We start from the raw sequence: 13,073 nt of genomic DNA, 5'->3' as shown, positions 1-13,073 counted from the left end.
TTCAGTGTTATCCGGATAGCGGGGATAAACGACGCAGACAACAATTTTCATAGTCATGGTTCTACACCGTGCACGGGAGATTAGCGACCTTGGAATAGCTTCGGGCGGGAAATGGGGCAGATTTTGGGCACGCAGCGTAATGAGGGCGAAAAATCTGGCGGGCTGGAGAACGAAAACACCCCGTGACCTGCATAGTCACGGGGTATTTATGTGTGCGCCTGGGGAGACTTGAACTCCCTGCTATCCCCTGGTGTGGGGTGGCAGAACCGTACTTACCTGCGCCTATGCCCATTCTAGGTCACTGCCAATCACTCCCACTACAACCCCGAGGTTGTAGTGAGGTTGTAGTGGGGTTGCAGCGACCGTCTCCACTACCCCACGCACAGAAAAAAAGGGGCCAGGATTACTCCCAGCCCCTCGGCTCCCGGCTACTCGCTACAGGCTCCCTGCGTCGTCGGGTGCAACACCCTCCGTGGGAACCGTCGGGTAGCTGTCGCCGCTCGTATCTACCTCCCGCGCCGCGCCTGGCGGCTGCGCCGTGCCCTGCGCCTGGTACACGGCAACAGTCAGCAGCCCCGCGATAGCGAGGCAGGTCACGGCGACCAGTGCGATTGCCGCCGCAATTGGCTTGTTGAGGTTTTCCATTTTTAAATGCTCCTTTTCATTCGCTGCACGGTAGACGGACTCACCCGCAGTATGTCGGCAATCTCCGCCGTGCTCTTTCCCTGCTCGTCGAGCCAACGCACCAGGTCGGTGCGCTCCTCGGTAATCAGTCGCGGCCTCACTGGACACCCACCTTTCCCCAGCACTCGTCGCCGACTCCACGCGCCAGGCTGCGCGGATTAGTCAATGGCTTGCCGCAGATGGAGCAGCGGGCGACGAACGCTGTGCCGTATCCGTCGGGAACTTCCTCGGCGGGGTGGCGGAGGCTGTCGAGCGCCCGGGTTACCTCTTCGTCGCGGCCACGCCCTCGCAGCGCGCGGCGGACAGCCCAGTACGGCGCTAACTCCAAGGGAACCGGCCCCTCGTCGATAACCCAGCCGCGCTGGCTGCTGGGCAAGTCCAGGTCGCGGATAAACGCCGCCTGTTCCCGCACCCACTGCTGCACTGCCTCCGGCGGCGCTGTGCGGAGATAACGGAGTGTGTCGTCGCCGTAGGTGACCGGGGGTGCCCCTGTGGTCATGGTCAAAACCTCCATTTGTCAAGTTGATTTTCGCTGTGTCAGAACCTCGCCGCTTCCACCTGCATGTTTGCGAGTGACCTGCGGAAATGCCCTGACACAGCTCCATTCTAAACCTCACCTGGTTTCTTAACAAGAAAGTGAAGTCTAAATACTTGACTTTGCTGCCCCGAGCGGTAGTAAGATGTAGGTAGATAACAGATAATGTAGTGAAAGGCAAACTGAAATGTCGAGAAGCACCCCCTCCACGCTGTCCACGGAGCAGGTCGCCGACCTGCTGCACGTTGACCCCCGCACGCTGACCCGCGCCCGACGCGTCGTAGTCGGAGACAAGGAAATCGTGGCCGTGCAGGTTGGCCGCGTGCTGAGGTGGCCTGCCCGCCCACTGCGCGAGGCGCTGGGACTGGGGGCTGGGAAATGAGCAAGTCAATGAAAAAGAAATTGGGCTATGTCGGCCTCGGTTTCCTGCTGGCTGGTGGTGGCGGAGCAGCTGCGGGAATCGACCCTAGCCAGCTAATCCACCTGCTGGGAGGCCTGCTGTGAGCACACGTCAATTTGTCACAGTGACATTTAGAAAGGAGGCAGTGCAGTGAAGTCGGTAATCCTCGACGTTCCACCGTTCCACAGCGACGGGGCGCAACGAGAATTTGAAGAATTTTCTTCCACGCTGCCAGGCCCCGAGCCGGTCACGGCGAAATACGGCGGCGTTCGCCCGCACCCGCGTGATGTGTCGCGTCTTGCTTATGCAGCTTGCACGGCGCTCGCGCTACTCACCGTGTGGCTGTGGCTGCCACACGGCACCAGTGGCAGCCGCGAGGCGACAACCGCTAGCCCAGCTGTGACTAGCTCCACTACCCCGCAGCCGCCGTCGTCTACCACCTCGTCGCCGTATGAGCGCGGGCAGCAGCTCGTGGACGACCTCGGCCAGGTGCGCCCCTACCGACCTGACATTCTAAAAGCGTGTTTTAACTGGGTCGGCACGGGCACCCCGCCAGCGTTCCAGGTCAACTCTGACCCGGACGCTGACACCTACTTGGTTCCTGACGGCTGCGACCGCGGCTGGCGCACGGAGCTGCCACAGGAGTCGTGGGTGTGCGGCGAGGTCAGCGACAGCAAGCGGTACTCCATCTATAACAAGGCGCTCGACGAGGGCCGCGTACGGCAGCCGTACGCGACCTACCTGGTGGCATTCAACATGATTTGTGGAGGCAGTAATGAATGACGAAACTCGCGCGTTCTACCCGGTGAACGAGGCCGAGACCGCGCTCATGCAGCCGCTCGCCGACCCAGATGTGGACTTTGCCCAGCCACAGGAGACGGCCAGGCGCGTCGGGCTGCTCGACTGGCTGGGGCTGCCCCGCCCGCGGTGGAGCCTGCCGCGCATCAACACCCCGCGTTGGCTGTGGCAGCCTACCTGGCGCAGGCGGTGGCTCCGCTGGCTGACAGTCCTCGCCGTGTTGTACATCGTGTCAGTGCTGCTGCACAACGCAGCTGCCGGGTACACGGCGGTGGCGGCCATTGCCCTGTGGCTTCTCGCGTGGTTCAAAGGTCGCCGTTACGAGCTGCAAGTACCACCCAGCAGCGCGGTGACGGTCGTGTTCGACCAGAAAACCGGGCGCGGCCGCTTCGCCGATTTGGACGACGCGCTAGCGGCAGGCGGCCTGGCGAAAGTCACCTACGACGAGAACGGCAAAGCGGTACGGACTGGCTGCTACACGGTTGCGCTGACTCCGCTAGCAGAGTCCGGCGATGTGGAAGCGCGTATCTACGCACCCAGCCAGTACCGCCTCGCTGACCTGGAAAAGGTCGAGGAAATTATCAGGCGGCGGCTCAACGTGCGTGACCTTTTCGACTTCTACATCGACCAGGCTAACGGCCAATTCGTTTTCACCATGACCACTGCCGACAGGCCCGACGCGGAAGTCGCCACCGAGTCGTGGACGAACGTTTAAGGAGAAAGAAAAATGGCTAAAGACTTTTTCGCCGGACTCGGCGACAGCGACCTGCCGCAGGTTCCCGGCGACACGGAGCAGGCGGCAGAGACGGACACCGTGGACGAGGGATTTTGCGACCGGGAGCTTATCGAGGAGGCTGTGGCCGACCTCGCTGCCTACCGCGAAAAATATGCGCAGCTCGCGCAGCATGTAAAGGGCGGCTCGTTCCATGAGCCGGGTGTGGGCAAGCTGCCCGGCGAGGCGGTGCGTGACCTACTGCGCGTGTACGGCGCGGTGTTTTCCCCGCAGTCGTGGCACGACCACGTGGTGCGTTTCGAGCCTGACTCGGTGGGGCTGACTCTGGAACTGGACGCGGGCGACGCGGTGGAAGCTCTGCGCTCTGCCGGGTTCTATGATGTGACTGGCACGGGCCTCACGGCACAAGTCGCGGGTCACGATATGCAGGCCACGCGGGGCTATCAGCTAGTCAAACGTGACGCGCGGCAGCTGTGGGAGCTGGTGCAGGCCACGACCCTGGCACACTGGAATCGCACAATGCACAAGCTGGGTTTAGCCTACGTAACTAAGCGCGCAGACGGTGTAACGAACTACCTGTGCCCTACCCCACAAGGCTGGGGCGTGACTGGCGACGGACGCGGCTACCTCGTTGTCAAGACTCCGCCGACAGTGGGTTTCGACGTATGGAACCGCACTGTGGAGAAGCTGCGCGGTGTTGTGAAATGCGACGTGGAGCTGCGCCGCTTGGCTGCCGACCGGGTAGCTATCGTGACCCCGCCGCGTGCTGCCCGCATGACCCCGTGGGTGCCAGGCGCGGACGAACAGCTCCATGTGACGGGTACAGACTCGCTGGAAGATTTCTATGCGTCGTCTGTTGCCGCGTATCCGCGGCTGTCCTGGGTGCAGGGGCGCACTGCGGACGGCGATGTGCTGTCGGCGGCCATGGCACGCTCACCGCACGCACTGGTCGGCGGCGGCACTGGCTCCGGTAAATCGTTCTGGGCTTCGTGGCTACTGACCAGCTGCGTGCTGGCGGGTGCCGACGTTATGGTAGCGGACGGTAAAGGCTCGTCGGATTACGTGCCCCTGGTGCAGCACCTGCCCAACGTTGCCATGTACACGAGTACGGACGCGGAGCACGTCCGTCTAATCCAATGGGTACACGCGGAGATGGAACACAGGTATGCGCAGCAAACGGCGGCGGCTATCTCCGGGGAGGTCTACGAGCCGCGCCCGCTGGTTGTGCTTTTCGACGAGTATGGCGCGTTCGCTAAATCAATCAACGTTAAATCGCACCCGCAGAACGCGGGTTGGGCGGGTGTGCAGGCGAAGCTCACGACGGTTCTGCAAAAGGCCCGTGCTGCCCGTATCCATGTCCTTTTCGTCGCCCAGACCTTGTACGCGGAAACTTTTCCTGGCGATATGAAAGGCAATATTAAGGCCCGCTTGTCGCTGGGTGTGCCCGAGGCCTACACGCTCGGCGTGGTGGCTGGCGACGCGGCGGAGACCGCTAAAGAACTATCGGCGGCTATCCCGCCCGGCACACCGGGCCAGGGTATCGCCATGAGCACGCTGCCGAGTGGCGAGGTCACCGCGCAGCGTGTGGCAGCACCGTACGGCTATGTCCCGGGTCGCCTCGACGGAGAGAAAAATGCGGACGTTCGCAAGACCTGGAAGACCGTCGAGCGGGTCTACAAAACAATTCCGTGCGTGACTCCGCGACTGGCACCGATGTTCGACGCGGCAGTGGAGCCAGCCGGTCGCAAAAAGGGCGAGGAGCTACCGCCGCGCTGGCAGGACTATACGTGTGACGAGCTGGCGCAGCTTCCCTGGGTGCGAGTTACCGAGTCGCAGCTAGCCGGGAAACCGTTGCCGTGGGCAGCCGAGTATGACGTACTCTCGGCCTCCTACCGGGGCCACGAGGCACGGGTTACGGGCGACGAACACATCACTTATCACTAGGAGGAAACAGTGAAAGATACACAGAAGATTTACAATGCAGCTGGGCGCGCACGCGCGGAGCTAGAGCACCGGCTACAGGCCGCGGCGACTGCCGCCGACGACTCGGAAATGTGGGCTACCGCCCCCGCCCTGCTCCGCGACTTAGAGGACGCGGGACAGCTGGGCACCTTGCAATGGCACCGCGACGCGCTAGGTGCGCTGATTGGTTTTAAGGTGCCGGAGCGGGCGGTGGCGAAGCTCGCAGGCGTGTCACAGAACCGATTGGATAAGTTCGTGAATGGTCGTGCGCCCGGCTTGGAGACCATGCCTGTGGCAGCACCGCCTGCCCCTACGGAGGCGGCGACACGCCTCATGCGGCAGGCGCTGGCACAGCTGCGATTTACGTACGTGTACCGCAAGGCGGGGTTGCAGAGCAGCCAGAAAGAGCAGCATTTTGACGCGGGAGACGTGGCTGCGTGGCTCGCCTGTGAAAAGCTCACGGAGCTGGATAGGTTGAGCATTACAAGGGGGCTGGGAGCCTGTCGCATGGCCGGTCTAGCCGTGGCAGACCTGGCCCGGCTTATGGGTACTTCGAGCACTGTAATGTCGGCCCGACTGGCGGTTGTACCCGGCTCTAGACCACAAGACCCCCTCATACCCCGGGTATAGACCCCGAAAACCCGCTTCGTTCCTGGGAAAACTGGGTTCGAGGCGGGTTTTCTGTCTCTGACTATCTAGGACTTTAACCTAGACTGTCTAGGACTTTAACGCTAAGCGTCTATGCTTATTCCCCTGGTACAGGGTTTACTTTTCTTGGTCTAGACCGCGGTCTATCCCCCGGTACAGGGTGCGGTCTGCCTGCCGCCTGCGACCTGCCCGCAGGTGGCCTGTTCCCTGCTGCCTGTAGCCTGCCACAGTGCCCGACAGGTGGCGAGTTTTGACGCACGAAAAAGCCCCCAGGAAATGTTTCCTGGGGAGCTAGCTACAGGCTGCTAGGCGACCGCCTTTCGGTGCGTGTGGCGACGCTGCGGCAGCACCAAACCTGCCATTTCGATTTGCGGTCGAGTGACCGTCTTAGACTCCACCTCCGCGGTGATTGTCTCCCGCCAAGCGTCCTGCGCGGAGTTGACCGCCTCCACCGCGGAGTTCACCGTGCGGTCGGCCTCGGCCAGCGTCTCCGCGTAGTCATTATCCATCTCCGCGCTAAGCGCGGCACGCTGGCGGGCCTGCTGCTCCTCAAGTGCTGCCATACGCTGCTCGCGCTCGGCTTTAACCTCGTTGTAGGTATCCGCGCGCTCGGCTACTGCCTCCTGGTACGCCTCTTCTGCACTGTCGTAGGACTCCTGCGACTCGGCTACACGTGCCATTGCTTCCTGCTGACGCTCGAAAAACGATGTATCCATTGTGTACGCTCCTTAAATCAACTCTGGACACTTGACCTTATTCTAACACGGGTGTGCGACCGTGAACAGGGTGCAGGATAGGAAACTTGTTCGGCGACCTGCTACATTTTCCTAGGTCAGGCATAGGAAAAGCCCGACGCGGCACTGCATGGAGTAGTGCAGTGCCGCGTCGGGCGGGGCGGGTGGATAGGCGGCGGGTAGGCTACGCCGCCTTTCGCGCGAGGATAGGCGCGTCCGCCGCGAGATTACCGCAGCCGACTATGAGGGCGTGCTCCACGTAGCGGGTCACAGCGCGGTCTGCCCAGTGCGGAGGCCCGGCATAGTAGTCGCCGAGCCGTGCGACGCGATACACGTCCACGTCGTCCAGCACGTCCGAGTAGGTCAGCTGCACGCCGGTGCGGTATGCCTCCTCGACCAGCTGGCCGAGCGTCAGCACGTCGCTAGACAGCAGCTGGTACAGGTGGCGGGTGCCAGCCCCGTGGAACCACCAGGCGCGCCAGGTGAAGTCGCCGAGCAGGGAGACCTCGACCTCCGACGGGTCTACCTCGTCGCTCATCTCGTCGAGGAGGTCAGCGACCCGCTGCTGCGCTGCCACGTAGGTAGCGGGTGCCCGGCAGATACGCGACAGCGCCAGGTACAGGTCGTCCTCGGCCTGCTCGGGGTCGCCTGGTAGGCACTCGGCGGCGGCAGTGACCCTCTCCGCCGTGTCAGGGGTGAACGTCACCGAGGTGACTACCCCGTTGCGCCTGCTGCGCGTGGCGGTGATGGTGCCGTCGTCGTTCTCGAAAATGTGCATGGTTTCCTCTCTGCCTGGCGCGTCGGGCGGGGTTATGCGGACTGCTCGACCTGAGCCAATCCGGCGGGTGTAGGCTGGAACCAGGCCGACTGCGACCCGGCTGGGGCTGTCACGGAGCGCAGCAGTCCGGCGTTGACTAGACGCTGTAGCGCAGCGTCCTTTTCGTCGTTTGTGGCACGCTTGCGCACGGTGGCCGTCAGACCCTGTTTGATGCGGCGGGCAGGTAGAGCGTCGCCGTCCTCTCGGTGATGCAGGCGCACAGCTGAGGTGAGCAGCGCAGTCTCTAGGCGGTGGCGGTCGTTGTCGGCAGTGCGGCGTTTACCGGCCTCTACGCGCGCCTGGCGGGCACCGTCCTCAGTGTCCGCGTCGTGCGCCTCCTGCTCGACCACGTAATCGACGTGAGCGCGGGTGCGAGTGTGAGCCTCGTAGACCGCCTTGGCGACCTCCCACCACTGCGGGGTGACCTCCATGTCGCCGTGCAGCAGGGCGATGCGCGCGGCGAGTTTTCCTAGCACTAGACCGACGTGCGAGTCGGTGACGTGCTCGCCACGTGCGCGCTGAATGCGCCGTTTTGCCTTGAGGTAGCCCTGCTCCTCCGCCGCCTCGTCGCACAGGGTGACTATCACCTCGTCGTTTACAGCCAGCTCTGGCAGCACGAAGCGGGTGCCCGCTGGCGGCTCCTCGACCACGGGCGGCAAGTCAGCGTCTAGCAGCAGGTTCAGCGGCTCCACCATGAGAAAGCGCTGCGTAAAACCAAGCTGGGTGTTTTTGATAAGCCCGTCGGCCAGCTGCGGCTGCAGGTTCAGGTGCAGGTCGATGCGGTAGGGCGCATTGATAGCTGGTGAGTTTTTACCGCCGCTGGTGCGTGCGGCAGTGCCGAGCCGCCCGGCTGTCCACGCGGTCGCCAGCACGCCGAGCAATGCGCCTTTACTCTCCTTGGTGCCGTTGGCACGGTTCAGCAGAGTGGAACCCTCATCAACCGTGTAGAGCTTCACCGGGTGAATCTCCGGTACCCAGCCCGCATAGATTTTCCGACCGTAGCGGTCAGGCTCGGTGGAACCCTCTTCCCCGTCGCCGCTGGTATCTGGCAGCTCGGTGAGCTGGTCGGCAATGACCTCCCCCGAGTTCGGGGTCGGGATAGAGGAGAAAATCTCGTCTCGGCTAGGCAGCTTGCCCTCTTGAATCGGCGATGCTGACAGCAGCGAGTAGTCGGTGAGGTCAGCAATGAGGCTCACCACGTCCTCAGAGGTGGATTTGCCGTCGCCGGAGTCACCCATGTAGGCCGTGTAGAGGCCGACACCCTTGGCCTTATCCAGGTTCTTGCCGTCGGCAACCTTGATATTGGCCGGGAGGGGCTGACCAGTCAGCTCTAGTGTGTGCGCGAGCATCGCCCACGGCGACAGCTCGAAACGCTGCGCCAGCTGATAGATAAGCTGCAACTGCGGCGAGGTGTTGAACACCTGCAACAGCTCCGGGTCACACGGGTACCCTGCCGGGTACAGCTCCGACATGTGGGCACTCAGCTCGGCAATAATCTGTTGGCGCATGGCGAACGACCGCTCAGACTCTCCCTCACGCTGGGTCACCGGCCACAGGGACTCGGGCGCAGGCTCGTCCACCTCGGTCTCGGCGGCGTACTGCACCGGAGTCGTGTCCGGCTCCACGATGCGCGGGACGAACGGCATCAGCTGCTGCGGCTGTGGCTGCGGCTGCTGCGGCTGCGACTGCTGTGGTACCGGAGCCGGGACAGCGGAGCCTACAGGTGCCATGACTGCCGGGGAGGCCTCCGAGACCTGACCGAAGCCACGGACACCTGTAGCGCCGCAGGACAGGCCCAGCGACTCACGGGCCTCCTTGACTGTCAGACCTTTGCCTGCGGCATACGCCTGCAACTTGGTTATCACCTGCGCGTCGTCACGTATCCAGTCAGGCAACCAGCTGCGCTCAGTCGTCCACAGCCGTGCGGCCATGGTGCCAGGAGCCTTGCCCTGGTTACCCTCGTAGGTGCAGCCGTCCTCGTGGGCAGTGATGGATTTTGCCGACTGCGGGTTACCCGGGCGCGTCCAGATAGGACAGCCACAGGTGTCACGAGTACCTGTGTCTACGCAGCCCATCGGTGGCAGCAGCGTCGGCCACTGGACATGCCTAAAAAAATTGTCTACCTCGTCGGGCACATGGGGCACCTCGGCCTGTGCCGTTTTCACCGCAGCGTGGTCGAGGATTGCATCAATCAGCGCCTGCGGAGCGGGCACCATGCTGCCCACCACGCGGTACAGCTTCTCCGTGCCCTCAGCGCCGACCCGGGAGCTGGGCGGCACGAGCGTGTACTTACGCGCGCCCATCACATCAAATTTAGAGTCGCCGTGAGACACGGAGAAGCTGGAAGCCTCCGGCAGCATCACGTTATCCGGCAGCCGCAGGTACAGGTGTCCGCCGCGACCGTCATGGGTGCGCGTATCGCCCGGCGTGGCGACCGTGACCCCGGGAAAGGGGGTACCGACGTTGGCCTCCCACCAGCCCGTGAGAGCGGTGTCCTCCGCCTCGGTGTCACTGTCGATACAGAACCACTGGCCGGTCTCCCCCGGCTGGGGTGTGACCGCGATATTAGGTGCCGCACCGCCGTGAGTTTCAGCGGCGCGGCGGATACGCTCAGCCAGCAGTCCCTTGTCGCGGGTCGCCTGGTACACGCCACCCTTAACGCCGTTAGCCTTGTCCGCCTCTGAGCGGAAGTCCACGGGCACCTTGCCGCCTGGCTCGACGACCAGCACACTCATGCCCTGCTCAGCGTAGTGGTGGGCGGCGGCGATAGTTGCCTCGACCGTGTGCTCGGTGAACAGGCTAGCCGTCGCAAAAACGTCGGAATTTCCAAGCATGGTTTACACCGCTTTCCAGTGAGTCGGGAGGCTGTGGGCATCGACAACGAAGCGACGCTGAGACGCGCCAGGCACAACCCGCTCAAGATATTTCGTGGCCTGCTCCATGACCTCAGTTACCTGGTCGGCGACCGAGGCATCGACAATCAGCTCGTCGTGAATCGCCATTTGGATATGCTCACCGAGACCCATGTGGTACAGCTCAGCAATGACCTCCGCCAGAATGTCGTATGCGGTTCCCTGGCAGATGTAATTCTGTGCGGTAAAGCCGCGGTACAGTGCCTGCCACGGCTTACGGTCGCGGTTGTAGGCTACCGGGACAATGCGCCCGCTGGCGGTGATGATGCTACCCAGCCGGTTGGCAGAATCTTTAGCGTCCATCAGGAAATTGTGAATTCGGCGCATGGCACCGAAAACTGCGGAGCGGACGGCCAGAGCCTGCTCCATAGGCAGGCCTAGGCTCTCGGCCAGTGCCTCCTCACCCGTGCCGTACAGTAGGCCGAGAATGATTTTCTTAGCCTGCTTTCGGCCCGGGTGGTTCTTGGCGCAGTCGAAAGCCTCGGCCTCCTCCTCGGTCAATCCCTCTGGGGGAAAATCGGGAATGCCCTCGGGGATTAGCCCAGCCATGCGGCCCACGGGAATGTACGCGTCGCCACCTGCGACCACAGCGTCGAAGTAATCCGTCTGCCCGGACATGAGGGCGGCGACCATCGGCTCGATAGCCGAGAAGTCAATCGAGACACACCCCTTAGGGTCGGTGTCCATGGCAATGATGGGCCGCGCGTCCTTGTTGAACTGTTGCAGCGGCGGGGAGCTGTAGGCCATGCGGCCGGTAACGGCGGAGGTCACGCTCACAGTGGGGCGGATACGTCCGTCTACGCCCCGCTCGTCCAGCGTTTTTACCAGGTAGTCCTTGCGGGTGTGCGTGAGGCGCGACACGGTAAGCCAGGCTGTCGCCAGCTCGTGCTTACCGAAGAACGGCTCAAAAATTGCGGCGGTGGCCTTGTAACCCTCCGGGTTCTTCTCGTTCTCCTTGTTGCCTACAACGTCCTCGGCCTTGACCAGCCCCTCCTTGACGAGGGCAGCGGTGACACGGTGCCCGCGGCGGGTGCCGCGCTTGTCAATGATACCGGCGGCTCGCAGGGTCTCCTCAGCCTGTGCCAGCTCGTCGGCGTGGGCCGCGTCGAACTCGGCGAGGGCGGAGGCGTTGACCCCGACCCCGCGAAACGTGGAGAGGAGAAACACCCGGTTCACGTACTGCTCGCGCCAGAAAACGCGCTCTACGCCGTCGTTGTCGAGTCGCCAGTGTCCGTAAGGCGTGGAAGTCCACGCGGCGCGCAGAGCCTCCTGTAGCGCCTCAAACAGCGCCGGGAGCAGGCGAACGTCGTTCATGGCACCCAGGGCGTAGGGGCGCAGGTCAATATCGCCGTAGCGGAACCACTCGGCTTTTGTGATGCCGAGGGCAGCGCAGTAGTCGGCAACGTCGCCGCCGTTGGCCGTCGCCTCGTCTGGCAGGTAGGTAGCCAGTGCAGTGGCGAGGTCAGCGCTCGACAGTGCGCCCGCGCGCGACCACTTTCGCAGCCAGCGCGCGGGGATTACTGTATCGACGACGCGGTGAATGAAGTCGTTGGACTCCGCGATGCCTGACTCCGCGAGGGCCGCCACGTCGAACGGCGAGTTGTGGAAAACGAGGCCGGGGGCCTCGGCTAGGACGCGGCGAATTAGCAGCAGCTGGTACGCGTCACGGGGGTCGAGCAGGACAACCAAATCCTTAGTACCGACAGTCACGCACTTGACCTGGCGGCGATGCTGTGGAGCCGTGCCGCAGGTCTCCGTGTCAGTGCCCAGCGGTGTGCCTGTGGCTCGGGCTGTAGCTATCAGCTCAGTGACAGCAGGCTCTAGGGCTGCGGGGTCACCGGCGACGTAGCGGCAGCCAGTGGCGGGGTCTGTGTAGGTGCCAGCCCATGCAGGGGTGACAGGCACGCGAGATTTGAACTCTGGGCGGGTTTTTGTCCAGGTGGACATGGTAAACTCCTTGTTGTCTGAATGATGCCCCCGGTAGCGATGTAGCGGTCGCCCGGGGCGTTTTCATTTGGACGCTGGTTAAGCTGCGGCGCTGGGCGTGTGTGAGATTGTCTGCTCCTCCACCCAGCGTCGTAGCGCGTCTGCGGGATACCGCAGCAGCTTGGGGCTTGGCTGAATGTACGGGGGCACGTCTGCGCCCCGCATACGGCGGGCCTGCATTGTGCGCTCAGAGACACCCAGCATCTCGGCGACCTGCGCCTCGGTGTAGAAGCGCGGAAGTACTGTCTCGGTCATCTTTGGCTGACCTCCTTTCACTTGCTCACATTACCCCCTACCTGAGCACATTCTTCGCCCCATTTACCGCCCTGACCTGGGCAAATGGTAAACTTTGTACTCAACAGAAGGGGTAGGGACTAGAAAAGAGCAGGTCAAGGAGTGGTAAACTTTGTACCTACTCGGGTAACGTGAAATTATTACCTAGAAAATTGTCACTTCGGCCACACTAATTCGGGGGTAGTGGGCCACTTTGCGCGCCTAAAAGCGCTCGGCTGGTCGGCTTTGCAGCAGCTACAAGCGGCATACGACACCCAGCTATAGAGCTGACGGCGAGCGTAGGCGGTGTAGGCGATGCCGTAGGCGGGGTGTAGGCGACGTTTTCGCAGGTCAGAGGGGATGTAGGCGATGTAGGCGATTTTTCAGGGTCAACCACAAAAATCGCCTACACCCCGCTATGCGGCGGAGCTAGGAGCTGTGTATACATGAGTAAAATTTATAAGTTTCTCCTATTAATTTTACTTTTTACTAGCCCCTCTCCCCTCAGCCTCTTTTTCCCGCCTACGGGCGAATGTGCCCGAAAAATCGCCTACGCCGCCTACACCCCCTCTGACCTGGGGTTTTGTCGCC

General features: G+C 62.7%; 13 protein-coding genes. 5 read left to right on the top strand and 8 right to left on the bottom strand.

Annotated features, from left to right (window positions below; translation table 11 throughout):
* Nucleotides 1-435: 435 nt before the first annotated feature.
* The 3 genes from ADB02_RS01620 to ADB02_RS01615 are packed head-to-tail and all read right to left on the bottom strand — an operon-like array spanning nucleotide 436 to nucleotide 1,183.
* The gene (locus ADB02_RS01620; RefSeq protein ID WP_049189467.1) at nucleotides 436-645 is read right to left on the bottom strand and encodes a hypothetical protein; all 210 of its coding nucleotides are present in this window, start codon (nucleotides 643-645) and stop codon (nucleotides 436-438) included.
* Nucleotides 646-647: 2 nt separating this feature from the next.
* Complete coding sequence (locus ADB02_RS11215) at nucleotides 648-785, bottom strand: helix-turn-helix domain-containing protein (protein WP_160310018.1); 138 nt, start codon at nucleotides 783-785, stop codon at nucleotides 648-650.
* Nucleotides 782-1,183, bottom strand: coding sequence for a DUF6011 domain-containing protein (locus tag ADB02_RS01615; RefSeq protein ID WP_160310017.1), 402 nt, complete (start codon nucleotides 1,181-1,183; stop codon nucleotides 782-784). The genes ADB02_RS11215 and ADB02_RS01615 overlap by 4 nt, the downstream gene beginning before the upstream one ends.
* A 223-nt stretch (nucleotides 1,184-1,406) precedes the next feature.
* On the opposite strand from ADB02_RS01615, the gene ADB02_RS01610 reads away from it, so the two are divergent.
* The 5 genes from ADB02_RS01610 to ADB02_RS01590 all read left to right on the top strand — a co-directional run bounded on the left by ADB02_RS01610 (nucleotide 1,407) and on the right by ADB02_RS01590 (nucleotide 5,742).
* Nucleotides 1,407-1,601 (top strand): helix-turn-helix domain-containing protein, encoded by a 195-nt coding sequence (locus tag ADB02_RS01610; RefSeq protein ID WP_049189465.1) that lies wholly within the window; start codon nucleotides 1,407-1,409, stop codon nucleotides 1,599-1,601.
* A gap of 168 nt (nucleotides 1,602-1,769) precedes the next feature.
* Entirely contained in the window at nucleotides 1,770-2,402 is a 633-nt protein-coding gene (locus ADB02_RS01605; RefSeq protein WP_049189464.1) for a hypothetical protein, read from the top strand.
* Entirely contained in the window at nucleotides 2,395-3,132 is a 738-nt protein-coding gene (locus tag ADB02_RS01600) for a hypothetical protein (RefSeq protein WP_049189463.1), read from the top strand. The genes ADB02_RS01605 and ADB02_RS01600 overlap by 8 nt, the downstream gene beginning before the upstream one ends.
* A 12-nt stretch (nucleotides 3,133-3,144) precedes the next feature.
* The gene (locus ADB02_RS01595; protein WP_049189462.1) at nucleotides 3,145-5,094 is read left to right on the top strand and encodes an FtsK/SpoIIIE domain-containing protein; all 1,950 of its coding nucleotides are present in this window, start codon (nucleotides 3,145-3,147) and stop codon (nucleotides 5,092-5,094) included.
* 9 nt (nucleotides 5,095-5,103) lie between these two features.
* Nucleotides 5,104-5,742, top strand: a complete 639-nt coding sequence (locus tag ADB02_RS01590; RefSeq protein WP_049189461.1) for a hypothetical protein — start codon at nucleotides 5,104-5,106, stop codon at nucleotides 5,740-5,742.
* A gap of 323 nt (nucleotides 5,743-6,065) precedes the next feature.
* On the opposite strand, the gene ADB02_RS01585 is transcribed toward ADB02_RS01590, so the two are convergent.
* The 5 genes from ADB02_RS01585 to ADB02_RS01565 form a co-directional block, all read right to left on the bottom strand.
* A complete protein-coding gene (locus ADB02_RS01585; RefSeq protein ID WP_049189460.1) occupies nucleotides 6,066-6,476 on the bottom strand; it encodes a hypothetical protein in 411 nt (136 codons plus the stop codon).
* A gap of 202 nt (nucleotides 6,477-6,678) precedes the next feature.
* Nucleotides 6,679-7,272, bottom strand: coding sequence for a hypothetical protein (locus ADB02_RS01580; RefSeq protein WP_049189459.1), 594 nt, complete (start codon nucleotides 7,270-7,272; stop codon nucleotides 6,679-6,681).
* A 32-nt stretch (nucleotides 7,273-7,304) separates the two neighbouring features.
* Nucleotides 7,305-10,145 carry a bifunctional DNA primase/polymerase gene (locus ADB02_RS01575; RefSeq protein WP_049189458.1) on the bottom strand — a complete coding sequence of 947 codons (2,841 nt, stop codon included), beginning with the start codon at nucleotides 10,143-10,145 and terminating at the stop codon, nucleotides 7,305-7,307.
* Between the two features lie 3 nt (nucleotides 10,146-10,148).
* The gene (locus ADB02_RS01570; protein ID WP_049189457.1) at nucleotides 10,149-12,170 is read right to left on the bottom strand and encodes a DNA polymerase; all 2,022 of its coding nucleotides are present in this window, start codon (nucleotides 12,168-12,170) and stop codon (nucleotides 10,149-10,151) included.
* 78 nt (nucleotides 12,171-12,248) lie between these two features.
* Nucleotides 12,249-12,464: a helix-turn-helix transcriptional regulator gene (locus ADB02_RS01565; protein ID WP_049189456.1), complete on the bottom strand. Its 216-nt coding sequence runs from the start codon at nucleotides 12,462-12,464 to the stop codon at nucleotides 12,249-12,251.
* Between the last annotated feature and the right edge of the window lie 609 nt (nucleotides 12,465-13,073).

The sequence above is a fragment of the Corynebacterium sp. 212_CJEI genome, from assembly GCF_001055915.1.
In the GTDB taxonomy this organism is placed as follows: domain Bacteria; phylum Actinomycetota; class Actinomycetes; order Mycobacteriales; family Mycobacteriaceae; genus Corynebacterium; species Corynebacterium jeikeium_D.
This window is presented reverse-complemented; position numbering and strand designations above follow the sequence as displayed.

Bases quoted from the DNA above. Each gene is read 5' to 3' on its own strand.
- ADB02_RS01620 (WP_049189467.1), bottom strand. From the start codon at position 645: ATGGAAAACCTCAACAAGCCAATTGCGGCGGCAATCGCACTGGTCGCC.
- ADB02_RS01615 (WP_160310017.1), bottom strand. From the start codon at position 1,183: ATGACCACAGGGGCACCCCCGGTCACCTACGGCGACGACACACTCCGT.
- ADB02_RS01610 (WP_049189465.1), top strand. From the start codon at position 1,407: ATGTCGAGAAGCACCCCCTCCACGCTGTCCACGGAGCAGGTCGCCGAC.
- ADB02_RS01600 (WP_049189463.1), top strand. From the start codon at position 2,395: ATGAATGACGAAACTCGCGCGTTCTACCCGGTGAACGAGGCCGAGACC.
- ADB02_RS01595 (WP_049189462.1), top strand. From the start codon at position 3,145: ATGGCTAAAGACTTTTTCGCCGGACTCGGCGACAGCGACCTGCCGCAG.
- ADB02_RS01585 (WP_049189460.1), bottom strand. From the start codon at position 6,476: ATGGATACATCGTTTTTCGAGCGTCAGCAGGAAGCAATGGCACGTGTA.
- ADB02_RS01580 (WP_049189459.1), bottom strand. From the start codon at position 7,272: ATGCACATTTTCGAGAACGACGACGGCACCATCACCGCCACGCGCAGC.
- ADB02_RS01575 (WP_049189458.1), bottom strand. From the start codon at position 10,145: ATGCTTGGAAATTCCGACGTTTTTGCGACGGCTAGCCTGTTCACCGAG.
- ADB02_RS01570 (WP_049189457.1), bottom strand. From the start codon at position 12,170: ATGTCCACCTGGACAAAAACCCGCCCAGAGTTCAAATCTCGCGTGCCT.
- ADB02_RS01565 (WP_049189456.1), bottom strand. From the start codon at position 12,464: ATGACCGAGACAGTACTTCCGCGCTTCTACACCGAGGCGCAGGTCGCC.